At 71.0% G+C, this 24,070-nt stretch carries 23 protein-coding genes; 12 read left to right on the forward strand and 11 right to left on the reverse strand.

The features are described from left to right. Window positions 1-97: 97 nt before the first annotated feature. Both ACFYPM_RS22010 and ACFYPM_RS22015 read right to left on the reverse strand, forming a co-directional pair. Window positions 98-2,305 (reverse strand): alpha-galactosidase, encoded by a 2,208-nt coding sequence (locus tag ACFYPM_RS22010; protein ID WP_387199933.1) that lies wholly within the window; start codon window positions 2,303-2,305, stop codon window positions 98-100. 58 nt (window positions 2,306-2,363) lie between these two features. After that, entirely contained in the window at window positions 2,364-2,912 is a 549-nt protein-coding gene (locus tag ACFYPM_RS22015) for an ABC transporter substrate-binding protein (protein WP_387199936.1), read from the reverse strand. Between the two features lie 452 nt (window positions 2,913-3,364). On the opposite strand from ACFYPM_RS22015, the gene ACFYPM_RS22020 reads away from it, so the two are divergent. Together ACFYPM_RS22020 and ACFYPM_RS22025 are read left to right on the forward strand one after the other, a co-directional pair. Next, a complete protein-coding gene (locus ACFYPM_RS22020) occupies window positions 3,365-5,356 on the forward strand; it encodes a beta-galactosidase (protein WP_387199939.1) in 1,992 nt (663 codons plus the stop codon). A 37-nt stretch (window positions 5,357-5,393) separates the two neighbouring features. Beyond that, window positions 5,394-6,170 (forward strand): DeoR/GlpR family DNA-binding transcription regulator, encoded by a 777-nt coding sequence (locus tag ACFYPM_RS22025; RefSeq protein ID WP_387199942.1) that lies wholly within the window; start codon window positions 5,394-5,396, stop codon window positions 6,168-6,170. Window positions 6,171-6,399: 229 nt separating this feature from the next. Here the strand turns inward: ACFYPM_RS22025 and ACFYPM_RS22030 are convergent, their stop codons facing one another. Both ACFYPM_RS22030 and ACFYPM_RS22035 read right to left on the reverse strand, forming a co-directional pair. Beyond that, window positions 6,400-6,636 carry a hypothetical protein gene (locus ACFYPM_RS22030; protein WP_387200245.1) on the reverse strand — a complete coding sequence of 79 codons (237 nt, stop codon included), beginning with the start codon at window positions 6,634-6,636 and terminating at the stop codon, window positions 6,400-6,402. Window positions 6,637-6,731: 95 nt separating this feature from the next. Further along, window positions 6,732-6,980 (reverse strand): DivIVA domain-containing protein, encoded by a 249-nt coding sequence (locus tag ACFYPM_RS22035; RefSeq protein ID WP_387199945.1) that lies wholly within the window; start codon window positions 6,978-6,980, stop codon window positions 6,732-6,734. A gap of 424 nt (window positions 6,981-7,404) precedes the next feature. Here ACFYPM_RS22035 and ACFYPM_RS22040 point away from each other — a divergent pair, with 424 nt between their 5' ends. The 3 genes from ACFYPM_RS22040 (at window position 7,405) to ACFYPM_RS22050 (ending at window position 9,556) form a co-directional block, all read left to right on the forward strand. Continuing rightward, the gene (locus ACFYPM_RS22040; protein WP_387199947.1) at window positions 7,405-8,187 is read left to right on the forward strand and encodes a DUF5753 domain-containing protein; all 783 of its coding nucleotides are present in this window, start codon (window positions 7,405-7,407) and stop codon (window positions 8,185-8,187) included. Then, on the forward strand, window positions 8,184-8,396 hold the full coding sequence (locus tag ACFYPM_RS22045; protein ID WP_387199950.1) for a DUF397 domain-containing protein: 213 nt from the start codon (window positions 8,184-8,186) through the stop codon (window positions 8,394-8,396). The genes ACFYPM_RS22040 and ACFYPM_RS22045 overlap by 4 nt, the downstream gene beginning before the upstream one ends. 209 nt (window positions 8,397-8,605) lie before the next feature. After that, window positions 8,606-9,556, forward strand: coding sequence for a sporulation protein (locus ACFYPM_RS22050; RefSeq protein WP_387199953.1), 951 nt, complete (start codon window positions 8,606-8,608; stop codon window positions 9,554-9,556). Between the two features lie 68 nt (window positions 9,557-9,624). Here ACFYPM_RS22050 and ACFYPM_RS22055 read toward each other — a convergent pair whose 3' ends face one another. Together ACFYPM_RS22055 and ACFYPM_RS22060 are read right to left on the reverse strand one after the other, a co-directional pair. After that, on the reverse strand, window positions 9,625-9,999 hold the full coding sequence (locus ACFYPM_RS22055) for a hypothetical protein (protein ID WP_231392564.1): 375 nt from the start codon (window positions 9,997-9,999) through the stop codon (window positions 9,625-9,627). Between the two features lie 179 nt (window positions 10,000-10,178). Beyond that, window positions 10,179-12,221, reverse strand: coding sequence for a glycerophosphodiester phosphodiesterase family protein (locus tag ACFYPM_RS22060; protein ID WP_387199956.1), 2,043 nt, complete (start codon window positions 12,219-12,221; stop codon window positions 10,179-10,181). Window positions 12,222-12,411: 190 nt separating this feature from the next. On the opposite strand from ACFYPM_RS22060, the gene ACFYPM_RS22065 reads away from it, so the two are divergent. Continuing rightward, complete coding sequence (locus ACFYPM_RS22065) at window positions 12,412-12,834, forward strand: hypothetical protein (protein ID WP_387200248.1); 423 nt, start codon at window positions 12,412-12,414, stop codon at window positions 12,832-12,834. Between the two features lie 71 nt (window positions 12,835-12,905). On the opposite strand, the gene ACFYPM_RS22070 is transcribed toward ACFYPM_RS22065, so the two are convergent. After that, entirely contained in the window at window positions 12,906-15,212 is a 2,307-nt protein-coding gene (locus tag ACFYPM_RS22070; protein WP_387199959.1) for a HelD family protein, read from the reverse strand. Window positions 15,213-15,356: 144 nt separating this feature from the next. On the opposite strand from ACFYPM_RS22070, the gene ACFYPM_RS22075 reads away from it, so the two are divergent. Then, complete coding sequence (locus tag ACFYPM_RS22075) at window positions 15,357-15,983, forward strand: SGNH/GDSL hydrolase family protein (RefSeq protein ID WP_387199962.1); 627 nt, start codon at window positions 15,357-15,359, stop codon at window positions 15,981-15,983. Window positions 15,984-16,087: 104 nt separating this feature from the next. Here the strand turns inward: ACFYPM_RS22075 and ACFYPM_RS22080 are convergent, their stop codons facing one another. After that, complete coding sequence (locus ACFYPM_RS22080) at window positions 16,088-17,254, reverse strand: outer membrane lipoprotein carrier protein LolA (protein WP_387199965.1); 1,167 nt, start codon at window positions 17,252-17,254, stop codon at window positions 16,088-16,090. A gap of 96 nt (window positions 17,255-17,350) precedes the next feature. Between ACFYPM_RS22080 and ACFYPM_RS22085 the strand changes: the two genes are divergently transcribed. Both ACFYPM_RS22085 and ACFYPM_RS22090 read left to right on the forward strand, forming a co-directional pair. Beyond that, window positions 17,351-18,007, forward strand: a complete 657-nt coding sequence (locus ACFYPM_RS22085) for a response regulator transcription factor (protein ID WP_387199968.1) — start codon at window positions 17,351-17,353, stop codon at window positions 18,005-18,007. A gap of 74 nt (window positions 18,008-18,081) precedes the next feature. Beyond that, window positions 18,082-19,467: an ATP-binding protein gene (locus ACFYPM_RS22090; RefSeq protein WP_387200251.1), complete on the forward strand. Its 1,386-nt coding sequence runs from the start codon at window positions 18,082-18,084 to the stop codon at window positions 19,465-19,467. A 249-nt stretch (window positions 19,468-19,716) separates the two neighbouring features. Here ACFYPM_RS22090 and ACFYPM_RS22095 read toward each other — a convergent pair whose 3' ends face one another. Beyond that, on the reverse strand, window positions 19,717-21,381 hold the full coding sequence (locus ACFYPM_RS22095) for a tetratricopeptide repeat protein (protein WP_387199971.1): 1,665 nt from the start codon (window positions 21,379-21,381) through the stop codon (window positions 19,717-19,719). A gap of 57 nt (window positions 21,382-21,438) precedes the next feature. Beyond that, entirely contained in the window at window positions 21,439-21,900 is a 462-nt protein-coding gene (locus ACFYPM_RS22100; protein WP_387200253.1) for a MarR family winged helix-turn-helix transcriptional regulator, read from the reverse strand. A gap of 49 nt (window positions 21,901-21,949) precedes the next feature. On the opposite strand from ACFYPM_RS22100, the gene ACFYPM_RS22105 reads away from it, so the two are divergent. Both ACFYPM_RS22105 and ACFYPM_RS22110 read left to right on the forward strand, forming a co-directional pair. Continuing rightward, entirely contained in the window at window positions 21,950-22,471 is a 522-nt protein-coding gene (locus ACFYPM_RS22105; RefSeq protein ID WP_357247987.1) for a VOC family protein, read from the forward strand. A 25-nt stretch (window positions 22,472-22,496) separates the two neighbouring features. Beyond that, window positions 22,497-23,369: a hypothetical protein gene (locus tag ACFYPM_RS22110; RefSeq protein WP_387199973.1), complete on the forward strand. Its 873-nt coding sequence runs from the start codon at window positions 22,497-22,499 to the stop codon at window positions 23,367-23,369. A 95-nt stretch (window positions 23,370-23,464) separates the two neighbouring features. On the opposite strand, the gene ACFYPM_RS22115 is transcribed toward ACFYPM_RS22110, so the two are convergent. Beyond that, entirely contained in the window at window positions 23,465-23,644 is a 180-nt protein-coding gene (locus tag ACFYPM_RS22115; protein WP_053653605.1) for a DUF4236 domain-containing protein, read from the reverse strand. A 247-nt stretch (window positions 23,645-23,891) separates the two neighbouring features. On the opposite strand from ACFYPM_RS22115, the gene ACFYPM_RS22120 reads away from it, so the two are divergent. Continuing rightward, the gene (locus ACFYPM_RS22120; RefSeq protein WP_350938629.1) at window positions 23,892-23,969 is read left to right on the forward strand and encodes a putative leader peptide; all 78 of its coding nucleotides are present in this window, start codon (window positions 23,892-23,894) and stop codon (window positions 23,967-23,969) included. The last annotated feature ends 101 nt before the right edge of the window (window positions 23,970-24,070 follow it).

The following is a 24,070-nucleotide window of genomic DNA, read 5'->3' on the forward strand; positions in this document are numbered from 1 at the left end:
TCACGCCCGCGCACCGTCGTCGTCGGTGCTCTCACCCTGAGGTAGAAACAGGCAAAGCCCTTCTCGACACCCCGACCGAAGATTTCCCAGAATATCTTCAGATGACGGCGTCGACCTCCAGCACCAGGCTCTGCTCCGGGTGCAGGGCCGGCAGTTGCACCCCCACCCGGGCCAGCGCCGCCCCGCTGAGGGTGACCCCGCTCGCCAGCCAGGCCGGTGCGGATCGCTCGATGGTCGCCGGGGCCGGTACGCCCGCCACCTGTCGCACCCGGTAACGCCGCCCGGGGTCCAGGCCGGGCAGTCGGACCGCGCCCGGGGTCTGCGTCACCGAGGTGCTCAGGCGCGCCACCGCGTACACCGCCCGGGTGTTGTCGTGATCGACCACGCCGTGTGCCCAGACGGCCGGGTCCGGGTGGTCGACCCGGACCACCCGGCCGGTGTGCAGCAGCGGGCGCAGCCGCTTGTGCAGCGCCACCCAGGCCGCCAGTTCGGTCTGCTCGGCGGCGCTGATCGAGGCGATGTCCCACTCGATGCCGTGGTGGCCGAAGAGCGCGGTCGCCGCCCGGAAGCCCAGGTCGTGGACCCGGTTGGTGGTGTGCGAGCGTTGCGGGCCGATGTGCGTGCCGATCAGCTCCGGTGGCAGCAGCAACCCGGTCCAGCGCTGGATCCTGAGCCGTTCCAGGGCGTCGTTGCAGTCGCTGGCCCAGACCCGGTCGGTGCGGGCCAGGATGGCCAGGTCCACCCGTGCCCCGCCGGACGAGCAGCTCTCGATCTCCACGCCGGGATGCCGGCGGCGCACCTCGTCGAGCAGCCGGTAGACCGCCAGGGTCTGCCCGTGCACGCCGGGACGGCCGTGGTGCCCGGCCTCGGTGAGGTCCCGGTTCTGGTCCCACTTGAGGTAGCTGATGCCGGGATGGTCGGCGAGCAGCGAGTCGAGGCGTTCCAGCAGGTAGGCGTGGGTCTCCGGGCGGCCCAGATCGAGCACCTGCTGGTTGCGCCACGCCGGTGGCAGCCGACCCGGCACCGCCAGCAGCCAGTCCGGGTGCGCCCGGAACAGGTCGGAGTCCGGGTTGACCATCTCCGGCTCGACCCACAGACCGAACTGAAGGCCCCGGCCGGTCACGTGGTCGATCAACGGTTGCAGGCCGTCGGGCCAGACGCCCTCGTCGACGTACCAGTCACCGAGACCGGCGGTGTCGTCGCGCCGGCCGCGGAACCAACCGTCGTCGAGCACGAACCGCTCCACGCCGATCTGCGCGGCCCGGTCGGCGAGCGCCCGCAGCCGGTCCAGGTCGTGGTCGAAGTAGACCGCCTCCCAGACGTTGAGGGTCACCGGCCGGGGGGAGCGTGGGTGTGCGGGCCGGGCCCGCAGGTGCGAATGGAGTACGTCGCTGAGCCCGTCCAGCCCGACGTCGGACCAGACCGCGTAGAGCAGGGGAGTGTCGTACGACTCGCCGGGGCCGAGCCGGATCTCGCCGGGGGCCAGCAGCTCACCGCCGCCGAGAGTCGACTCGCCCGTGGGCCGGCGTTCGGCGACGGTGACGTGGTCGCCGCTCCACGCGGTGTGCACCGCCCACACCTCGCCGTGGCCGAAGCCGAACCCGGCGGTGCCCACCACCAGCAGCAGCGTGGCGTCGTGCCCGGTCCGCCCGTGCCGACCCTCGCGGACCCAGGCGCCGTGCGGCCACGGGTGCCGCTGCGGCGACCGTTCCCGGCACCACCGGCCGGTCAGGTCGAGCACCTCGGTGGCGACCGCCGGCACCGGCAGCACCGGCGTCAGCTCCCGCAGCTCGTAGGCCGTGTCGCCGTCGTTGCGTAGCCGATGGCGAACGGTCAGCAGGCCGTGCGGGTCCAGGGTGATCTCGCTGGTCAGGGTCAGCCCGGCGGCCGGGTCCGACGCCCGCACGGTCAGCCGCGCCGCGCCGGGTCCGCCGTGCCCACCGTCGGCCGGGAGTACGCCCACCGCCTCGCCGCCCGCAGCCGGGTGGCCCGGGTCGGTGCCGATGTCCCGCACGTCCCACCCGTCGAGGCGGAAGGAGGTGGACCAGTCTCGTCCGTCGCGGTGCCCGGCCAGCCCCGGCCGGCCACTCCACCCCGCGCTCGCCTCCGGCAGCAGCGACAGCGCGGGCGGCTCGTCGAAGCTGCTCGGCACCACTGGCGGCACCGTCGCTTCGGCGAGGTGGCGCAGCGCGTCGTCGTCGAGGTCGCCGACGTCGCCGCCCCAGTGCACGATCCGGGGCAGCCCCGGGCCGCGCGCGTCGAGCACCAGGCTGGTCCGCGCGCGGCGCAGGTGCAGGATGGTCATCCTTTGGAGGCCCCCAAGGTCAGGCCCCGGACGAAGTGCCGCCGGAGCATGAAGAAGATCACCAGGGTGGGGATCGCGACGAGCACGCTGCCCGCCGAGACCAGGTTGTTGTCGGTGAAGAACTCGCCGCGCAGGTTGTTGAGCGAGCTGGTGACGGGGAACTTGTCACCGGTACGCATGACATCTGCTCGCCGAGCGCGGTGAACTGGTCCAGGGTGGTGGGCACCTGGTAGCCGTGCTGCTGCCAGACCGACTTGCGGTAGAACACCGCCCACGGATAGTAGGACGCGGGCACGAAGTACTGCTTGCCGTCGTCACCGGTGGACGCCTTCTTGAAGGCGTCGGAGTAGCCGGAGATCTTGCCCCACACGTCGCTGATGTCGCTGGCCAGGCCCTTCTGGGCGAAGAAGCGCATCCGGTAGCCGGCGAACCAGGTGAAGACGTCGTCCGGCTTGCCCTGCAGGTAGTTGTTGATGTTTTCCTGGAACGTGTTGTGGTCGACGGTGTTCACCGCGACCTGGACGCCGGACGCGGTCTTGAACCCGTCGGTGACCTTGACGAGGACGTCCTTCGGCTTCGGGTCGGACTGGTTCGAGCCGAGCGACACGTCCTTGCTGGATCCGCCGGAGCCGGAGTCGTCGCCGCAGCCGGCGAGCAGCCCGGTGCCGAGCAGCGCACCCGTGCCGGCCGCGCCGGCCAGCAGGGAGCGTCGTTGATGCCGGCGACGGAGGGCGGTACGAGCCGAGCGAGGTACTCGGCGTGGGTTCGGGGACGGGACATCTGTGCCTCCTGCGGTGAAGAGGTGCGATGAGTTGGGCCGTCAGAGGTGGGGTAGCGGTGCGGGACTCGTTCGCCCATCGGGATCCACCGAGAATCCACATTGGTCAACACGAACGGCCATTGGGGCCTCAAGTTACCCCTCAGTCAGGCGCTGTCAAGAGGGCGGTTCACCTTCGATAACCTAGTTGTGATATGGCCGTAACGCGGTAAACGTTGGAAAGCGAATCGATGTTGGAACCTGTTGACTTCCGCGTCGTGCGGGGTGCACCCTCAGCTCTCATGCGGCAATGGCACGGGAACGGCATCTCTTTCGGCGGCGACTACAACCCTGAGCAGTGGCCCGAGCAGACCTGGTCCGAGGACGTCGAGTTGATGCGCCGAGCCGGGGTCAACCTGGTCTCCGTCGGCATCTTCTCCTGGGCGCTGCTGGAGCCCACTCCGGGCCGATTCGAGTTCGGTTGGCTGGACCGGGTGCTGGACCTCCTGCACGACGGCGGGATCCAGGTCGACCTGGCCACCGCCACCGCCAGCCCGCCGCCGTGGCTGGCCAGGGCGCACCCGGAGACGTTGCCCCGACAGGCCGACGGCACGATCCTCTGGCCGGGCGGCCGACAGGCGTACTGCCCCAGCTCGCCCATCTTCCGCGAGCGTTCGCTGGAGTTGGTGCGGGCGGTCGCCGGCCGGTACGCCGAGCACCCCGCCGTGGTGATGTGGCACGTCTCCAACGAGCTGGGCTGCCACAACGCGAATTGCTACTGCGACGTCAGTGCCGAGGCGTTCCGTGGATGGCTGCGGGAGCGCTATGGCGACCTGGCGCAGCTCAACGACGCCTGGGGCACCGCGTTCTGGAGTCAGCGCTACGGCGACTGGGCCGAGATCAATCCGCCGCGCACGGTGACGGCCTTCGCCAACCCCACGCAGCAGCTCGACTTCCTGCGCTTCTCCTCCGACGAGCTGCGCGCCCAACTGCGCGCCGAACGCGAGGTGCTCAAGGCCCTGGTCCGCCAGCCGATCACCACCAACTTCATGATCGGCATGGGCGTCAAGCACATGGACTACCACTCCTGGGCCGACGATGTGGACCTGGTGTCCAACGACCACTACCTGACCGCCGCCGACCCGCAGGCGCACCTCGGTCTGTCGCTCGCCGCCGACCACACCCGGGGTGTCGCCGGCGGCGATCCGTGGCTGCTGATGGAGCACTCCACGAGCGCCGTCCAGTGGCAGCCGCGCAACGTCGCCAAGATGCCCGGTCAGTTACGCCGCAACAGTCTGGCGCACGTCGCCCGCGGCGCCGACGGCGTGCTGTTCTTCCAGTGGCGAGCGTCCCGGGCCGGCGCCGAGAAGTTCCACTCCGCGCTGGTGCCGCACGCCGGGCCGGACACCAAGGTGTTCCGCGAGGTCTGCCAACTCGGCGCCGACCTTAAGGCCCTCGCCGAGGTACGCGGCAGTCGGGTGGACGCCGACGTGGCCATCCTGTTCGACTGGGAGGCCTGGTGGGGTGTCGAGCTGGATTCCCACCCCAGCGCCGACGTCACCTACGACGACCGGCTGAACGCCCTCTACCGCGCACTCTGGCGGGCCGGCGTGACCGCCGACATCATCCACCCCTCGGCTGACCTCAGCGGCTACCGGCTGGTGCTGGTGCCCACCCTCTACCTGGTCCGGGACGCCGACGTCGCGGCACTGCACCGCTTTGTCGAGGACGGCGGCACGGCGGCGGTGACCTACTTCAGCGGCATCGTCGACTCCAACGACCACATCCGCCTCGGCGGCTACCCCGGCGCGTTCCGGGAACTGCTCGGCGTACGGACCGAGGAGTTCTTCCCGCTGCGCGAGGGCGAGCAGGTCCGCCTCGACGACGGCAGCACCGCCGACGTGTGGACCGAGTGGCTGCACCCGAACGGCGCGGAGGTGCTCGCCTCGTACATCGATGGGCCCCTGCCGGGTGTGCCGGCGCTGACCCGGCACCGGGTCGGCGACGGCGCCGCCTGGTATGTCGGCACCCGGCTGGACGACGCGGCCACCGACCGGCTGGTCGCCCGGCTCGTCGACGAGGCCGGCGTGCGCCCGGCGGTGCCGGCGCCGCCCGGCGTGGAGGTGGTACGCCGGCGCGACGGCGAACGCACGTGGCTGTTCGTCCTCAACCACACCGAGGCGGAGGCCCGGCTCCCGGTGCGCGGCACCGACCTGTTGACCGGCGAACGGTGCTCCGGTGAGCTGACGCTGCCGGCCGGTGCGGTGGCGGTCGTCCGTGAGGATCGGACCTGACTCTGACGACAGTTCACGGCGCGAAGGAGCCTTCCCCATGCTCGCCCAACAGCGGCAGACCGCCATCCTCGATCTGATCCGCCAACGTGGCGGCGTACGGGTGAGCCACCTGGTCAGCCGGTTCGGCGTGTCCGACATGACGATCCGCCGTGACCTGGAGGTACTGGCCGAGCGCGGCCTGGTGGACAAGGTGCACGGCGGCGCGACACTCGCCGGGCCGGGTTCGGCCGAGGAGCCCGGCTTCGCCGCGAAGTCGATCCGCCAGCAGGCGGAGAAGCGTGCCATCGCCGAGCGGGCGGCGACGATGGTGGAGCCGGGGATGGCAATCGCGCTCTCCGCCGGCACCACCACCGCCGCGCTGGCCACCCTGCTCTCCGACGTGCGAGGGCTGACCGTCGTCACCAACTCGATCCCGGTGGCCGACGCGCTCTACCAGGACCCGCGCGCCGACCAGACGGTCGTCTTGACCGGCGGCATCCGCACCCCGTCGGACGCGTTGACCGGTCCGGTGGCCGAGGCGGCGATCAGCGCGCTCAACGTCGACCTGCTCTTTCTCGGCGTACACGGGCTCAGCCCACGCACCGGATTCACCACACCCAACCTGCTGGAGGCGGGCGTCAACAGGTGCCTGATCGGTGCCGCCCGCCGGCTCGTGGTGCTCGCCGACCACACCAAGTGGGAGACCATCGGCATCGCCACGATCGCCCCCCTGGAGGCCGCCGACGTGCTGATCATCGACAGTGGGCTACCGACGGAGGCACGCACCACGATCGGCGAGCAGGTGGGCGAGCTGGTGATCGTCGAGGTCGGTTAGACAGCCGACGACGCGCGTGCCCAAAGCTTGGTCGACTCGGCTTTCTGAAAAGCGGGGTGTCCCGGTCCTCTGGACACCGCCGTTTCCAGAAACCCGAGTCGACCATGCACAGGCGTGCGCGAGTGCAGCAACTCAGCCTCACCGGCGGCGAACGGCACGAGCTCGAACTGCTCGGCCAACGTGCGTGCCCGTCTCCCCGCTCCCATCGTCCGGGACGGTAGATGTCGATCTACGGATCGTCTACCGGTGAGCAGGCTTCGTCGTGGTCGGCCTGCCGTGCGCAGCGGCGGCGATCGGGCATGATCCGATCGCAGAAGACCCAGTGTCGTACGTCCTGCGCGTCCTCGGCCGAGGCGGTTGTGCCGCCGACGTCGACCTGTGGCGTCGAGGCCAGCGACGAAGCGAGCGTACGGGCCAGATCCAGCGTTCGGGCCAGGTCGGGGACCGCCACCGGCAGGTGGATCACGTGTCGGGGTGACGGTTCCGTCGACTCGGTGAACGCCAGCACGGCCGCCCGAGGCAGCGGCACGAAGATCCCGCCGGGTGACTCGTACGGCGGGATCACGGCCGACGCCTCTCGGACCAGGCACTCTGCCGGGCACGCAGTGCCCGCTTCATCCGGGCGTTCTCCGCACAGAGCTGCGCCAGGTCGTGGTGCAGCGCGGTCAGGTCGAGCGCGATCCGGTGCAGGAACCGCCGCACCTCAACGGGGTTGAGCCCTCGCCGGCCGAAGCCGACGGTGGCGAACTGACGGTCGCGAACGTGCCGCGGATGCAGCCGGCCGCCGTCGTACATTGTGCCTCTGGTCATCGGTCACACTCTCGTCGTCGCTGAATGGGTGAGTCAGGGTCGCGACGGCGCCCCTTGACGTGGTACGTATTTCTTCAAGTCGGTTCGGAGCCGGGAGTCGCACCTCCCGACGCTCTAGTTGAGACCCGACGAGAGCCGGTATGCGACTGCCACTCGCGAGGCCGTCTCTCGTCACCTTCTCGGCTGTTGGCGCAGCCGCGGTTGCCGTGTTTGCACCGGGCTTCCCCGGGGGCCGGCGATCACCCTCACCCGAAGGCCACGTTTCCAGTCGCTTGCAACTGGAGCAATGGTTCCTACACGGGCCTCGCCAACACATTGAGAGGTGAACCATGCCGCACAAGCCGTTCATCCGGACACTTCGCGCGCAATGGCTGGGTCAGCAGTTGCGGGCTCTGCGCGAGGAGCGAGGAGCGAGGAGCGAGGAATGACGTTGAAGTTGGTCGCTGAGCATCTGCAACGCGACATGTCCGCGCTTGGTCGCTACGAACGCGCGGACTGGCCGATCCGCAAGGGTGATGTGATCGCGCTAATGGATCTCTACGGATTTCACCACGCAGCCGAGCGGTCCCGTCTGCTGGCGCTTGCCGAGGAGGTGTGGCGCACGGACCGGTGGGATGAGGACTATGGCGACGTCGTGGACGCGTCCTTCATCGAATACCCCTGGCTGGAAGGTCGCGCTGAGCAGGTCTGCTGCTTCCATCTCACCCTGGTGCCGGGGCTGCTTCAGATCAAGGAGTACGCCGAGGCTGTGATCCGTAATGCGGCAGAACCGGGGGTTACCGAGGCGACGATCAACCGCTGGGTCTCACTTCGGATGACCCGCCAGGAGGTCCTGAGACGACGCCGCCCACTCACGATTTCCGCGGTGATCGATGAGGCGGCGCTGCGTCGAATGGTCGGCGGGCCGGAGGTCTTACGCCGACAACTACACCACCTCGCGCAGGCGCAACGGCTGTGCAACGTGGCAATCAGGGTCATGCCATTCGGTGTAGCTCTGCACCAGGGGCTCGACGGCACGTTCTGGATATTCCGTCTGCCGGAGCCGTATCCTGCGGTTGCCTACGTCGAGTCGTTGGGTGGGCGGCTCTACCTGGAGTCGCCGAAGGCTGAGCGCTTCGTTCGCGTCTTCGGTCGTCTGCTGGATTCTGCGCTCAGCGAGAGCGAGTCAACGAAGTTGATCACGAGCATCGCGGAGGAGTTGTCATGAGCGAGATCATGTCCGAGGTCGCCTGGCACATCAGCAGTAAGAGTGACAGCAACGGTGGTAGCTGCGTCGAGGCGGGGCCGGTCCTGGATGGTTCCGGCCGAGTGGCGGTGCGCGACAGCAAGGATCGCCCGGCGGCGACCCTCGTCTACCCGGCCGGCGGTTGGATGGCCTTCGTCAACGGGGTCAGAGACGGCGATTTCGCGCCCTGAGGGCTGATCGACTCGGCTTCCCGGAAGGCGGGGTGTCCCGGTCGTGGTGATGCCCCGACTTCCGGGAAACCGAGTCGATCAAGCGGCACCGAGGCCGGCGGCGTCTTCGCGGGCGCTTCACAGCCACTTCACAGGGGTGCTGGATAGGGTGCCGGTCGAGTCAACGTCCGACTCCAACCAGGAGCGGTCGGCGTCGCACAGGAGTTCCGATGGTCTTCAAGAAGATGTTGAGCGCGTTCGGTGTGGGCGGTCCCAGTGTGGACACTGTGCTGACCAACCCCAACACCCGGCCCGGCCTGACCCTCGACGGGCAGGTCAACCTCGTCGGCGGCGACGCTGAGGCGGCCATCGAGCAGGTGGTGATCGGTCTGGTGACCCGGGTGGAGGTCGAGGGGCACGACGCCGAATACTCCGGCACCCTCGAGTTTCACCGGATGGCGGTCAGCGGCGCGTTCCTGCTCGCCCCGAAGCAGCAGCTCTCGATCCCGTTCCAGCTTCCCGTGCCGTGGGAGACCCCGATCACCGACGTGTACGGCCAGCGCCTGCACGGCATGACGATGGGTCTGCGTACCGAGTTGGCGATCGCCCGCGCGGTCGACAAGAGCGACCTGGACCAGGTGGCGGTGCACCCGCTGCCGGTGCACGAGCGGATCCTGGAGGCGTTCCAGCGGCTCGGCTTCCGGTTCAAGCACGCCGACCTGGAGCGCGGTCACATCCGGGGCGTGCAGCAGACGCTGCCGTTCTACCAGGAGATCGAGTTCTTTGCCGCGCCGCAGTACGCGAGCACGATCAACGAGGTCGAGCTGACCTTCGTGACCAGCCAGCGCGGCGTCGAGGTCATCCTGGAGTGCGACAAGCGCGGCGGCTTCCTCAGTGCCGGGCACGACGCGTTCGGCCGCTTCCAGGTGTCGCACACCGACGTCGACCGGGTGGACTGGGCGCAGGTCGTCGACGGCTGGTTGCGCGAGACCACGTCGCGCTACGGCAGCCTGCGTTCGCAGTACGGCTCGAGTCACGGTCACGGTCGTGGCCGCGGGCCCGGGATGGGCGGCATGGTGGCCGGGGCGGCGCTCGGCGTCGCGGGCGGCATGGTCGCCGGCGAGATGATCGAGGACGCGTTCGAGGGCGACTTCGGCGGCGACTTCGGCGGCGACGAGTAGCGGTCCCCACACGACGACAGTGGCCTCCGGGAGATGCTCCCGGAGGCCACTGCTGCACGCGTGAGTCGTCAGTGCTTGTTGCGTTCCCGGCCGGAACGACGTGCGGAGCCGGCCTTCGACAAACCACGGCTGACCAGGTATCCACCGGTCAGGATGGTCAGGAACAGCCACGCCTGGTTCGGGTTGTTGATGTTCAGCCCGTTGGCGGTGGTGCCCTTCCAGAACGCGGCGATCACCACGAGCGCGACCGCGGCGGCGTAGACCCAGAATTCCGTCGTCAGGAACGCCTGCTTGGTCTCCGTGCCCGGCGACGGCATCGGGTCTCGATGCCCGTCCCGCATGGACGGCATCTGCTGGGTCGGCATGTCCCGCATCGACGCGGGATTCTGCGGGTCGTTCATGGGCCGGTTCATCGGCCGGGTGGAAGCAGCCTGCGTGCTCATCTGGTCCTCCTCAGGATGCGATGAGTCGTACCTGCATTCCCTCGCCCCGCTACCGCGTTTCGGCCACGGCACGGTTCGCTTTCGTGGCGGGGACAACCCCCGACTACCCGAGGCCCCGGAGCAGGTAACACCGATCGCCGGCCGGAAAAATCCGGCCGGCGATCGGATGGACGACCGGGTCAGCGCAGGCCGTTGCGCCTGGCCACGCTCACCAGAAGGTCCGGGTCGTCGGTGATCATGCCGTCGACACCGAGGTCGATGACCCGCTGCATCACCGCGGCGTCATCGACGGTGTACGGGATCACCTTCAGTCCGTCGCGCGCCTGGAGCGTGCGTACGTCCGGTCCGTGGAAGTATGCCGGGTTCTCCCGCAGGTACCAGTCGTCCGAGGCGACCGTGCCCTGCTTCGGGTCGTGCACCTGCCAGTTGGCCGACACCGTGCCGGCACCGGCGGCCCGGGTCAGCTTGCCGAGGTCCTGGTACTTCCACCAGTCCAGCCCACCGGTCCACGGGCTCTTCACCGACGGGTTCCCGTACGCCGCCTGCAACGAGCACTCGTCGGCGAGGGTCGCGCACTCGGCCGGGCCGTACTGCCAGACCAGCGCGACCGTGCCGATGCGTCGGTCGAGCTGCCGCGCGTAGGTGATGGTGCGCCAGTCGAACGACTGGATGGTGGCCCGGTTGGTGAAGCCGGCGCGCTGGATGGCGTCGACCAGCTTGCGGGTGAAGCCGCGGTAGGGCTCGGTGTCGTTCACCACCGGGCTGATCTTCGTCTCGATGTTCATTCCGATGTCGCTGCGGCCACTGGCCTTCACCAGGGCGAAGACCTCGTCCAGGGTCGGGATCCGGGCGCCCGGCGCGGGCACCTGCGCGGGCAGTTCGGGCAGCGTCTTCGTGCCGCAGTCGACGGTCTTGAGCTGCGCCAGCGTCAGCTCGTGCACCGATTTGCCGACGTACGGGAACTGTGGGTCGCCGCGGTGCACCGGGCGGGTGTCGACGCAGTGCGACCCGTTGACGGTGCGGTCGTGCAGGACCACGAGCTTGCCGTCGGCGGTCACGCCGGTGTCCAGTTCCAGCGTGGAGATGGCCCGGTTGGACAGCGCGTTGGAGAAGGCCGGCAGGGTGTTCTCCGGCCGGGTGGCCCGACCGCCGCGGTGCGCCTGGATGTCGAACGGCGCCGCGTACGCCTTCGGCAGCCGGTAACCGCGCTGCGCCAGCAGGCCCCGCAGCCGGTCCGGGTAGTCGGTGATCATGCCGTCCACACCGTCGTCGATCAGCTTGGCCATGGTCGGCACGTCGTCGACGGTCCACGGGATCACCTTGATCCCGTAGCGGTGTGCCCGGGCGACCATCTCCTTGGTGACGTACGGCTGATAGCCCGGGTCGGTGACCGTGCCGTTCTGCGGCATGCCGTGCACCGGTGAGAAGGCGCTGGCGCCGAAGCTGCGGATCGCCCTGATCGGGTCGCCGCCGAAGTCGTCGATGTCCAACCCGCCCAGCCACGGCGAGGCACCCGGCTGACCGGTCTGCAGGAAGTCGTAGTTGGTCAGGGCGACAAGCGGCAGCTTCGGTTCGACCTGGCGCATGCGCATCAGCGCGCCCCAGTCGAAACTCTGGATGGTGACCTGCTTGAGCAGCCCGGCGGCACGGATCTCCGCAGCGGTGACCCGGACGAACTGGTCGCGGGGCGCGGTCTCGGTCGGTGCCCCGGCCTCCACCTTGGTCTCGACGTTGAGTGTCACGTCCTTCGCCCGGTAGCGGTTCACCAGGGCGAAGACCTCACGCAGCAGCGGCATCCGGGCGCCCGGGACGGCCAGCTGACCGGGCTTGTCCGGCAGCGTCTTCGAGCCGCAGTCGAGCGAGCGCACCTGGGCCAGGCTGAGCGTGTTGACGTACTTCCCGACGTACGGGAACTCCGGGTCACCGGGCGTCACCGGGGCGGTGTCGACGCACTTGGCGGCACTGACCTTCCGGTCGTGGGTGACGACGGCCTGGCCGTCCTCGGTGATCTGCACGTCCAGTTCGAGGGTGGTCACCCCGAGTTGGAGGGCGTTGCCGAAGGACGCGAGGGTGTTCTCCACCCGCAACCCGAGGCCGCCGCGGTGGGCCTGCACGTCGAATGTCCGGTCCGGTCGCGGCTTCGCCTGGGCGGGCACCGCGAGCCCGGTCGTCACCGTCGCGGCCACCAGGGCCGCGACGGCGGTACGGCGTACTGTGCGCACGCTGTCATCCCCTCTGCCGGTGGGCATCTCCCGCCGGTCGCCGGACAGCATGGACATCTCGGGCGGCGGGCAGGCGGCCAGCGGGCGGCGCGGCGGTGAACCACCGTGGACGACCTCCCGGTCACCCCGGGTTTGGTCGGCCGGTGGTCGGGCACGCAGTCAGTTCCACAGCTTCTGCGAGGTGATGATCGTGCGTGAGGACGACATGCGGCAGGACGCCGCCCGCCAGGCCGAGGATCGGATCGCCGGAGGCGTGTACGGCAAGGGTGCGGTCGACGAGGTGACGCTTCCCCGTACCGATGTGCAGAGTCAGATCCAGCGCGACGACCCGTTCGATCCGGCGAAAGAACGGATCGACCCGCAGGTGCTGCGCGACGGCGGACCGGTCGGCGGGCAGGGCGCGGTGACCACCACCGGTGGCACCGCCGGTCCGGCGAGTGTGCGTCGGGTGGCCCGCCAGCCGGAGCGGCACCGGGGCAAGGTCGCCCCGACGACGACCGGCGACGCCACCACCGGCGGCCTCAGCACGCCGCTGAGCGGCAACACCAGCGACCAGTCCACGTCCGCCCCAGAACCAGCCAAGTCGGTCCAAGACCACTCCACCACCGACTGACCGCTGCGCGTGTGATCATGAGGTTGACGCGGCGGTGAGAGATCACCGTCCACGTCAACCTCATGATCGACTCAGCGGGTGGGGGTGGGGGTGGGGCGCAGGACTCCCAGGCGTTGGGTGGCTCGGGTGAGCGCGACGTACAGGTCGCTGCGCCCGCGCGGTGACTCGGCCACCATCCGGTCCGGGTCGACGACCAGCACCGAGTCGAACTCCAACCCCTTGGCCTGCGCGACGGTCAGCACCACCACCCGGCTCTCCAACTCCGGATGCTCGCCGACGGCGGCCTCCGGCAGCGCGGCGGTCACCGCGGAGCCCAGCTCGCCCACCCGGCCGGCCGGCACGAGCACCCCGAGCCGACCCTCGGTCAGCGCGGTCGCCTCCCGGGTGGCCTCCGCGACGAGCTCCGCCGCCAACCGCCCGGCGGGCACCGTCCGGTCCCACGGGGGTACACCGCCCTCCCGCACCGAGCGTGGCGGACGCAGCGTCGGGTCGATCTGCGCCAGGACATCGGCGGCGACCGCCATGATCTCGGCCGGCGTGCGGTAGCTGACCGTCAACTCGGTCAGCCGCCACCGCTGCGCCACGTACGGGGCGAGGGCGTCCGCCCAGGACGGCGTGCCGCTCAGCGCGCCGGTCTGTGCCACGTCCCCGACGATCGTCATCGACCGGCTCGGGCAGCGGCGCATCAGCAGCCGCCAGGCCATCGGGGACAGCTCCTGCGCCTCGTCCACGATCACGTGACCGAACGCCCAGGTCCGGTCGGCGGCGGCCCGCTGCGCGGTGGTCAGCCGGTCGGCCTCCTCCTGCCGCTCCAACAGCCGGTCCGCGTCGATCAGGTCGGTCACGCCGAGGATCTCACCGCCCTCGGCCTCGTCCTCGACGTCGATCGAGCGGGAACCCCGGGCGATCTCCAGCACGCCCTCGGCGTACTCCCGTTCCATCATCCGGATCCGGTCCCGGCGGGCGGCGGCGGCGCGCTCGTCCTCGCCGAGCAGCTCGGCGGCCTCGTCCAGCAGCGGTACGTCGGCCGGCGTCCAGCCACCCGGCTCGCGGTGCAGCAGCGCCCGCTCGTCGTCGGTGAGCATCGGCGCGGCGGCGGCGATCCGGTCCGGATCGGCGTACAGGTCGGCGAGCAGGCGTTGCGGGGTGAGCACCGGCCACAGCCGGTCGAGGGCGGCCTGGACCTCCGACTCCTCGCGCAGCTCGCGACGGATCTCGGCCCGGTCGGCCTCGTCGAGCAGGTTGTCCCCGCCCAGTGGGTCGGCGCCGATCCGTTCGGCCACCTGGTCGGCGAGCGCGTGCACGATCTCCGTCGCGAACAGCGTTCGGGCCAGGTTGTGCGGACGGTCGACGCGCCGGACCCGGTCCCGGGCGGTGCGCACCGTTTCCGGGTCGAGGCTCAGCGCCTCCCGCTCGACCTCGATTTCCAGCGGCCCGTCCGGCACCCACTGCCGGTCCCGTACGGCCAGCGCCAGGACCTCCGCCAACACGGCCCGGCCCTTGAGCGCCGCAGTCTCGGCGGGCTCGGTCCGTTGAGCGCTCACCCCGGGGAAGAGATCACCCTGGGTACGCAGTAGCACGCCCGTCTCGGCCAGCGTCGGCAGCACCTGGGAGATGTAGCGCAGGAATGTCGCGTTCGGCCCGACCAACAGAACGCCCCGGCTGGAGAGTTCGCGGCGGTGGGTGTAGAGCAGGTACGCCGCCCGGTGCAGCGCGACGGCGGTCTTGCCGGTGCCGGGGCCGCCCTGAACCACCATGACGCCCGGCAGCTCCGCCCGGATGATGTCGTCCTGTTCGGCCTGGATGGTCTCGACGATGTCGCGCATCCGGCCGGTCCGGCCCGCGTTGAGAGCCGCGAGCAGGGACGCCTCGCCGGTCAGCTCCTCGTGGCCGCCGGGGGAGGCGCTGTCGATGTCGAGCACCTCGTCGTTGAGCCCGGTCACCTTGCGCTGCCGGGTACGCAGGTGCCGGCGACGGCGTACGCCCTGGGGGTTGGCGGCGGTGGCGAGGTAGAAGGCGCGGGCGGCGGGGGCCCGCCAGTCCATCAGCAGCGGATCGTAGTCACCTGTGGTGTCGAAGATGCCGATCCGGCCGATGTAGTGGCGGGAGTCGTCGTCACCGTCGAGACGGCCAAAGCAGAGCCCGTTCTCCACGGCGGAGAACTGCTCGACCTGATCGGCGTACATCGCTACCGAGCTGTCGCGCTGCGAGCGGTCCTGGAGGGTGCCGCCGGTGTTGCGCAGTTCGGCGGTGAGCCGGTGGGCGGCCTGCGCACGCAGCCCGTCCAGCCGGTCGTAGAGCATCGAGACGTACTCCTGCTCGCGACCGATCTCGTCGTCGAGCGGCAATTCGCCGGAACCGCCGGAGTGCCTTGACAAGCCGTCTCCCTAAAGATTAGAATCCTTTGCAGGAACGGCTTTTAGCCGTTCTTTTTTGTGTCCTCGAACTGTTGAAGATAGCGCGTTTCGCCGGTTCTCACCAAGCCCGGCGGGTCGGCGCCGGTGATCGCGAGGTGGCGTCGGATGATTCTGCGGGCCGGGCAGCGCGTCGTCTTCATCGGCGACAGCATCACCGATTGTGGTCGGCGCGACGTCGCCGCGCCCTACGGCTCCGGTTATCTGAGTCTCGTCCGCGCGTTTGTCGACGCCCGGCACCCGGAGCTGGAGCTGACCTGGGTCAACCGGGGTGTGGGCGGCGACACGGTGCGGGACCTGGCCGCCCGCTGGGACGACGACGCCATCGCCGAGCGGCCCGACTGGCTCGCGGTGCTGATTGGCATCAACGACGTTTGGCGGCACTACGGCGACCGGCCGGAGGAGGCCGTGGGGATCGAGGAGTACGAGCGCACGCTGCGCGACCTGCTCCGTCGGGCTGTCGCCGCCACCGGCTGCCGGCTGATCCTCGGTGACCCGTTCCTCATCGAGGCCGACCGCGGTGTCCCGCAACGTGCCGACACCGACCGGTACGCGGCGGTGGTGGCGGGGCTGGCCGCCGAGTTCGACGCGGTGCACGTGCCCAACCAGGCGGCGTTCGACCGGGTGCTCGCGGTCAGCCCGTCGACGCGCTGGGCCGACGACCGCGTGCACCCGTACCTGCCCGGCCACGCGGTCCTCGCCGACGCCTACCTCAGCGCCCTCGGCGCCTGCTGACTCGGCGCCCGCCGACACCGGTGGCTGCCCCCGGCGCGCGGCAGGGTCGGACACGGTGGCGCCGGGCCAACCACGAGGGTCGACCCGGCGCGGACACCGGAGGATCAGCCGCGAGCAGCCTGGTAGAGCCGCTCGGGAGTGACCGCGCCGGCGAGGACCCGGCCGTCGTCGGTGAGCAGCACACTGAACAGCTTGCTGGTGAGCAGACGACCGCTACCCCAGTCGCCCTTGACCGCCGCGAGCCCGCCGAGCAGCTTCGACAGGTCCATGTCGGGTGCGGCGCCGGCCGGTGGCACGGCCGGCTTACCGCCCACGGCCGGCTTACCGCCCACGGCCGGCTTACCGCCCACGGCCGGCTTACCGCCCACGGCCTCGTCGAGGCGGGCGACCAGCACGGTCGTCCAGCCGGTGCCCACCGCGCGCACCTGTGGATCACCGGCCGGCTCGACGTGGCCGGGCCTGCCTCCGGCCGGCCGCTCAGCCTTCTCCTCGGTGACGGTGACGCCGGGCGGCGGGTTGAAGGTGAACTGGTCCGCTTCGGGCCGGCGGTAGTCGATCTGGGTGAAGGCCATCTCGAACGCCGGCTGGTCGCTGCCCTTCGCGAGCACCTCGAAGCGCAGCGGCACGTGCTGCTTGGCGTCGATGGCGATCCGCAGCTGGTGCACCAGGGAGCCCTCGTCGCGCGGCTGGAGCACCAGCTCGTACGCGTCCTGACCGGCGACGGTCGCCGAGCGGCCGACGCTCACCTGGGTGCTCGGGTCGATCGCGGCCAACGCCAGGTCGGCGGCCTGCTGCGGAGTGGCCGGCAGGCTCGGGCGCGCCTCGGACGCCGCCCGTCCAGTCTCGGCGTCGCCAAGCGTGCGGTGGCGGGCGGTGTTGGTCCGGCTCTCCCAGGTCCACAGGTCCCGGCCGTTGCGGATCACGTCCTGCTCGCCGAGGGTGTCCAGCAGCGCGACCCGCTGCCGCTCCGGGCCGGAATACCAGACCCGCAGGGTGTGCGTGCCGGTCAACATGCTGGTCAGGTCGTTGCCGGGAATCAGCCCGACGAGTGACGGCAGGCCGAGGTCGGCGCGCTGCACGACGGTCCCGGAGACCCCCTCCAGCCGGGAGGTCTGCAGGTCGACCAGGAGTTGGGCGGCGGTACGCGGCGGCAGGCTCGGCTCGGCCTCGGCGGCGAACGTGCCGATCGCTGCTCCACCGCCGATGACGGCGACGGCTGCGGTGGCCGGAACCAGCCAACGAAGGACGGGACGGCTTCTCAGGACGGACATGGTGGCACCTCCTGCTGCCATCCTCCTCCCTCGGGCCTGAGAACGTGCTGAGGACGCCGAGTCGGCACCTGTTGACCCGGGTGGCACCCTTGAACCGTGCGGTTGCTGGTGGTGGAGGACGAGGCCCGGTTGGCGGCCGCCCTACAACGCGGCCTGCGGGCCGAGGGGTTCGCGGTGGACGTGGCGCGGACCGGCCCGGCCGGCCTGGACGCGGCCCGGCACGGCGGGTACGACGCGATGATCCTCGACGTGATGCTGCCCGGCCTCTCCGGCTACGAGCTGGTCCGCACACTGCGAGCCGAGCAGCACTGGTTGCCGGTGCTGATGCTCTCCGCCAAGGACGGCGAGTACGACCAGGCCGACGGCCTCGACTGCGGCGCGGACGACTATCTGACCAAACCCTTCTCGTACGTGGTGTTGCTGGCCCGGCTGCGGGCGCTGCTGCGTCGGGGCGCGCCGGAACGCCCGGCGGTGCTGGCCGTCGGTGACCTGCGACTGGACCCGGCCCGCCGACGGGTGACCCGGGCCGACGCCGAGGTGACGCTCACCGCACGGGAGTTCGCGCTGCTGAACTACCTGATGCGCCGGCCCGGTCAGGTGATCTCCAAGATCGAACTGCTGGACCACGTCTGGAACGCGAGTCTGGAGACCGCGCCGAACATCGTCGAGGTGTACGTCGGCTACCTGCGCCGCAAGCTCGGCCGGGACCGGCTGGAGACGGTTCGGGGCGTCGGCTACCGGCTGGCGACGTGACCGCTGGCGGCCCGGCGCCGGCCCGTCGTGCGTTGAACGGCTGGCTGCCGGTGCTGGGGCTGCGGGGGCGGCTCATGGCGATCGGAGTGGTCGGTCTCACCATCGGGCTGGCCCTGGGTGGGGTGGTGCTGCTCGGCGCGCTCGGTTTCGTGCTCCAGCGCACGGTCGACACCGAGGCCTTCCGGACCGCCGACGCGGTCGCCCTGCTCGCCGCCGAGGACGTGTTGCCCGACCCGCTGCCGGTGGCCGGTGGGCAGGTCCGCGTCCAGGTCGTCGACGGGCAGGGGCGGATCAGGGCTGCCTCGATCGACGCCGATCGGCTCGTCCCGATGGTCCGCCCGGAACGGCTACACCGTGACCGTCGGCAGCAGTTGGACGTGCCGGCGGAGCGGGTCGGGCTCGCCGGTCCGGTCCTGGTGGTCACCGTGCCGGCCGGCACGGCGGACGACCCGCTCACCGTGCTGGTCGCCCGCTCGATGGCCGACGTGCGGCAGAGCACCCACGTGGTCCGGGTCATCCTCCTGGTGGCCTTCCCGCTACTGGTGGCCGTGCTGGCCGGCGTGGCGTGGCGGGTGGTGGGCGCGACGCTGCGGCCGGTCGAGGCGTTACGTCGGGGCGCCGAGGAGATCACCGGGCGGGCCGGTACCGGCCGGTTGCCGGTGCCCGCGTCGGCCGACGAGATCCACCGGCTGGCGGTCACCCTCAATGGCATGCTGGACCGGCTGGAGTCCGGCCGAGCACGTCAACGGGCGTTTGTCTCCGACGCCGCGCACGAGCTGCGCAGTCCGCTGACAAACATCCGGACCGAGGTGGAGGTGGCGCAGCGCCTCGCGGACCGCACGGACTGGACAGCGGTGACCGCCAACCTGCTGGCCGACACCGACCGGCTGAGCCGGCTGGTCGACGACCTCCTGCTGCTGGCCCGCCTGGACGAGGCTCCGCCGGCGCGGGGGACCGGCGCGGTGGAGTTGGGCGGGGTGCTGACCGAGGTCGCCGCCCGCTACCCGGCGTCGCCGGTGCGGGTGGCCATGCCGCCGGGGTCGCTCTGGACGACCGGCAACGCCGACGAGTTGCGGCGCGTGCTGGCCAACCTGGTCGACAACGCGGTACGGCACGCGTCCGGCGAGGTGGTGCTCGCCGCCGAGGCGTCGGCGGCGCGGCCGGCCGTCGGGTCCGGCGTCGGGGCGTACCACCTGGTGACGGTGACCGACGACGGCCCGGGGATCCCGGCGGCCGACCGCGAGCGGGTGTTCGACCGGTTCACCCGCCTGGACGACGGCCGCGCCCGCGACGACGGCGGCGCCGGCCTGGGGCTGGCCATCGTCCGGGAGTTGGTCCGACGCGTCGGCGGCAGCATCACCCTCACCGACGCACCGCAGCGGCACGGGCTCCGGGTGTGCCTGCTGCTGCCGGCTGCACCGGCCGAGGCGTCTCCGGGGCACATGGTTGACGCACCGTGATGGTGCTGGTGGCCCCGCTCACCCACCTCGGACCCTTTGCTCTGCTTCAACCGACGCAACAGTCACGTCCTGTGATCAGCGCCAATTTCAGTGGCACCGACCAAGGCGACGTTTCTGCTGGTCACAGGCTGGTGCGTGCAGTGAAGCAGAGCAAAGGTTGAATGAGGGACGCCGCCGCAGCAGCCGTCTGTGACGCGCTGTCACATCCGAATCGCCAGGTCGGCGGTCACGGTCCGTTAGCCTGTCAGGTCAGCGGCGGCGGGTGCAGACCTGCTCGGAGTTGGCGACGGTGTCGGTGGACCAGACCACGGCCACGGTGAAGCAGTAGTCGTTGGTGCGGTTGAGTGCGTAGATGACGTAGCTGGTGGTGCCGGCGGGCAGGGTCGCGAAGACGTTGCGGTCCTGACCGGTACGGCCACCCGCGATGACCACCGGGCCCTCGCTGCCGGCCGGGTAGGTCCAGTTCAGCGCGATGCTGTCCCGGGTGTCGCGCAGGCTCACCGCGCCGGGCGGACTGCCGGGTGGCGCCCCGGCGTCCGCCGGCGTGGGCGCGGCACTGCTCGAGCTGGGCGCGGGGGCGGCGGGCGCGCTGGCGGTGGGGGAGCCGCTCGCCGGCGGCGGAGTCGGCGCGTCGTCGCCGTCGACCCCGGCCACCCCGGCGATCACCGCGGCCGCGCCGAGCAGCACCACGACCACACCGGCCACCAGCACGGGCACCAGCCGGTTGCGCTGTGCCGCCGGTGCCCGGTGCACGGGTACCGGCAGCAGACGGGACGGCGTGTAGGGCTCAACCGGCGCGTACGGGTCAGGCGGCGTGTACGGGTCGGCCGGCGTGTACGGGTCGGCCGGCGTGTACGGGTCGGCCGGCGGGTAGAGGTCGGCCGGCTGGTAGGGGTCGGACGGCGTGGCGGGGCGGTGCAGCCGGTACACCCCGGGCTGCTCCTCGGCGCCGCCGGCCAGCCCGATCACCGACGGAGGCACCGGTGGGTCGGTGTGGTGGGACGAGGGTTCGTCCGCCGTCTCGGGTGGCCACCTGGTGCCCGCTGATCCGACCGGTTCGTCGGCCGGTGTTCGGGGGTTCGGAACCGTGCCGCCGGCCGTCGACCCGGCCTGGTGGGGGGCCGGTGGCTGGTGGTCGGCCTCCGTCGGGTCGTCGTCATGCGGTGGGACGCGGGCGGCCGGCACCACGGGCGTGTCCCGGGCGGTGGGCGGGTTGTTGGCGCAGGCGTGGTCGGGATTGGCCGCCGCCCGGGCCAGGGCCGCCACCTGTGCGGCCAGCGGATCGTCGGCGGGCAGGTGCTGCCGGCACAGCTCGCGGGCCAGCGCCAGGTTGTCGTGCGCCTCGGTGAACTGCCCGCAGTCGCGCTGCATCGCCCCGAGCCGCGCCAGCATCTTGATGCCGCTGGGGTGCCCGTCGCCGTAGATCTCCCGGTGCAGCTCCCAGGCGTCCTGGAGCCGGTCCCGGGCGAGCGTGCACTGGCCCCGGGCGTACTCGACGGTCGCCAGGTCGGCGTGTGCGGCGAGCACCCGCAGCGACTCGGGGCCGTCCTGCGCGGTCAGCTCGATGATGACTTCCTGGTAGAGCCGCGCGGCCCGGGAGTGGCTGCCGACCCGGTGCAACACCGCGGCCAGGGTTGCCGCGGCGGCCACCGTGCGCGGGTCGGAACGGCCGTGCAGTCGGGTGGTGGCCGCGTACGCGAAGGCGGCCCATCCTCGGGCCGAGTGCGGCTCACCGAGGGCGACCAACACCCTCGCCTGGAGGCTGGCCGCCTCGGCCAACTCTCCGGTGGCGTTGGCCGGGCGGGGGTCGGCGTCGGTGAGCGCGTCGGCGAGCAGTTGCTGCGCGCCGGCCAGATCGCCGGCCGACACGAGGTGGTGCGCCTGGTCAGTCAGTTCGCCGAAGCCGGAAGACACGCCCCATCGTGCTCATTCGACGACGTTAAGTACAAGACCCGCGCCGGTGTCGATTGGTCAGGATCTCCTCAGGTGGTCGGCCAGGGTTTCGCTGATTCGGCGCAACTGGTCGACCTGGGCGGGACTCAACGCGTCGAACAGGTGTCGGCGTACCCCCTCGACGTGGCCAGGCGCGGCGGCCGCGAGGGTGGCGAAACCCTCGTCGGTGAGCAGCGCTATCTGCCCACGCCGGTCGGTGGGGCAGTCCTCGCGACGCACCCATCCGGCCGCCTCCAGCCGGGCCACCGCGTGCGAGAGCCGGCTGCGTGACGACCCCGCGGCCTCGGCCAGGTCGCTCATCCGTAACTGACGGCCGGGGGCCTCGGAGAGCCGGACCAGGATCTCGTAGTACGCGTGCGGCATGCCCGCCTCGCGCTGCAGCTCGCGGTCGAGGGTGTCCATCAGCATCCGGGACGCGGCGAGGTACGCGCGCCACGTGCGCTGTTCGTCGGGGTCCAGCCAGCGGGTCATGACGGCCATCATAGCCCAGGTAGTTGAACGTTCAATCAAAGCGCGCTAACCTGGGTGCATGGGTATCCACCGGCTCAACCACGCGGTCCTCTACGTCAGTGACCTCGCCCGCAGCGTCGCGTTCTACCGGGACGTGCTGGGCTTCCGTGCGGTGGCGATGACCCCGGACGGCTTCCGGGGCGCCACCTTCCTCCAGGCCCCCGACTCCACGAACGACCACGACCTCGGCCTGTTCGAGATCGGCGCCGGAGCCGGGCGGTCGACCGCCGGCCGGGCCACCGTCGGCCTCTACCACCTCGCCTGGGAGGTGGACACCCTCGACGAGTTGGCCGTCACCGCCGAGCGGCTCGCCGCCGCGGGTGCGCTGGTCGGCACCTCCGACCACGGCACGACCAAGAGCCTCTACGGGCAGGACCCGGACGGCCTGGAGTTCGAGATCGTCTGGCTGGTCCCTGCCAACCTGCTCGACGACGCCGCGCTGACCGCCCGCAAGCAGATCGGTCGGCTCGACCTGGACGCCGAGCGGCAGCGCTACGGCGGGCAGACCCGGGGCGGGGTGGGGATCTCCGTGCCGGCCTGACCAGGCCGTACGGTAGAACGGACCGATGTCGACCGACCGGACCACCGATTTCCTCCGCGCGCTGCTGGTCCGCCAGCTGACCACCTGGCTGCCCACCGCCCTGCACCGCTCCCGGCGGGCCACCGTGGCGCTCGCCGGCACCGACGCGGGCGGCGCGGTGGCCGCGCTGCAGCTGGTCGCCGCGCACGCCGACCAGCTGCGCGGGCGGCAGGTGACGGTGCTGGTGCTGGCCGACGGCGCACCCGACCTGCCGGCCCGCCTCGGCCCGGTCGAGGCGGAGCTGCCCGCCGAGGTCACCGTGCACCTACTGCCCGGCGCCCCGGACCGACTGCCGGTCGCCGTGAAGGCGGCCGGCGCGGCCGGCTCGCCGCTGTTCTCCTTCGTGGACGTGCCCGGCGAGGTCAGCCGGGAACTGCTCACCGCCGCCGCCAACGGCCGTACCGGGGAGGTGCTGCTGCACGCGGGCAGCAGTGCCCGTCACGCGCTCGTCGCGGTCGGCTTTCCCCTGGTCGCCGAGCTGGCACCGGTGCTGCCGGATGACGAGGCCGCCGGCGTGATCGCGTTCGGCAGTCGTTCGGACCGGAGTCTGGAGGCGGTCCGCGACGCGCTCTGGGCGGTCGGCGCGGACCTCGGCGTGCGCTACCGCGACCCGGCCGGCGCGACTGTCGACGTGGTCGGCGATCCCGACCTCGAACCGCTGGCCCGCGAGCTGCTGGCGGAGCTGCGGCGGGGCGGGCCACGGTCGGTCACCGAGCTGCGTCGGCACACCCTCACCACGACCGTCTACCGTGCCGCCGACGCCAACCGGGCGCTCGCCGACCTACTCGACGCGGGCGACGCGCGACGTGAGCGCGAGGGCGGCAAGCTCGCCGGCGACGAGCTGATAACGCCAAGCTGACCAAGCCCGCCCCGCCCCCGGGCCGGAGCTGAGAGCCCGCAGACGCCGAGCGGGGTGCCGGTGAACCACCGGCACCCCGCTCGACTCCCGGGAGGCTACGACCGGGACTTGTCCTGCTTCCAGGACAGCGGACCCGGCAGGTCGACCCGGTGCGCCTTGGCCTTGGAGTTCCAGGACCAGCGCCCGATCTTGATGCTCCACGAGGAGAAGCCGTTCTCGGTGAAGTTCAGGATGATCGGACCGTACTTCTTGCGCTTGCGAAACATGAGGCCCATCGGAGGTCTCCCCTCGTCACCGTTTCCTGCCGTGTCGAGATCGAACATGCCCGAACCGACAACTTTTGAAACCCTCTCGCCGTCCGTCCTGGACAGTGCCGGTCGCGCACCGCCAATCTCTATTCACCAGATAGGTGTTCTGCCACGGTAGGCCCTGCTAGGGGTGCTTTGTTGCATCAGCTACGGTGCAATTCTCACCTTCTGGAAGACCGTTGACCGACCGATCCCGTCCCGGCAACATGAGGTCATGTCGCAGCGGGATGAGCTTCACCTCACCGCTCGTGTGCACGTCGACCTGGTCCGGCACGCGAGCGCGCTCTGTTGAGCTGACCGGTCCACCCGGCTCGGCTCGAGCGTCACACTCACACCGCCGGCCCGCTCAACGCGGAGCAGCGTGCCTCCCCACCCCCTCCGAGCGTCCCCGCC

It is taken from the genome of Micromonospora sp. NPDC005203 (genome assembly GCF_042872705.1).
Lineage (GTDB): Bacteria > Actinomycetota > Actinomycetes > Mycobacteriales > Micromonosporaceae > Micromonospora.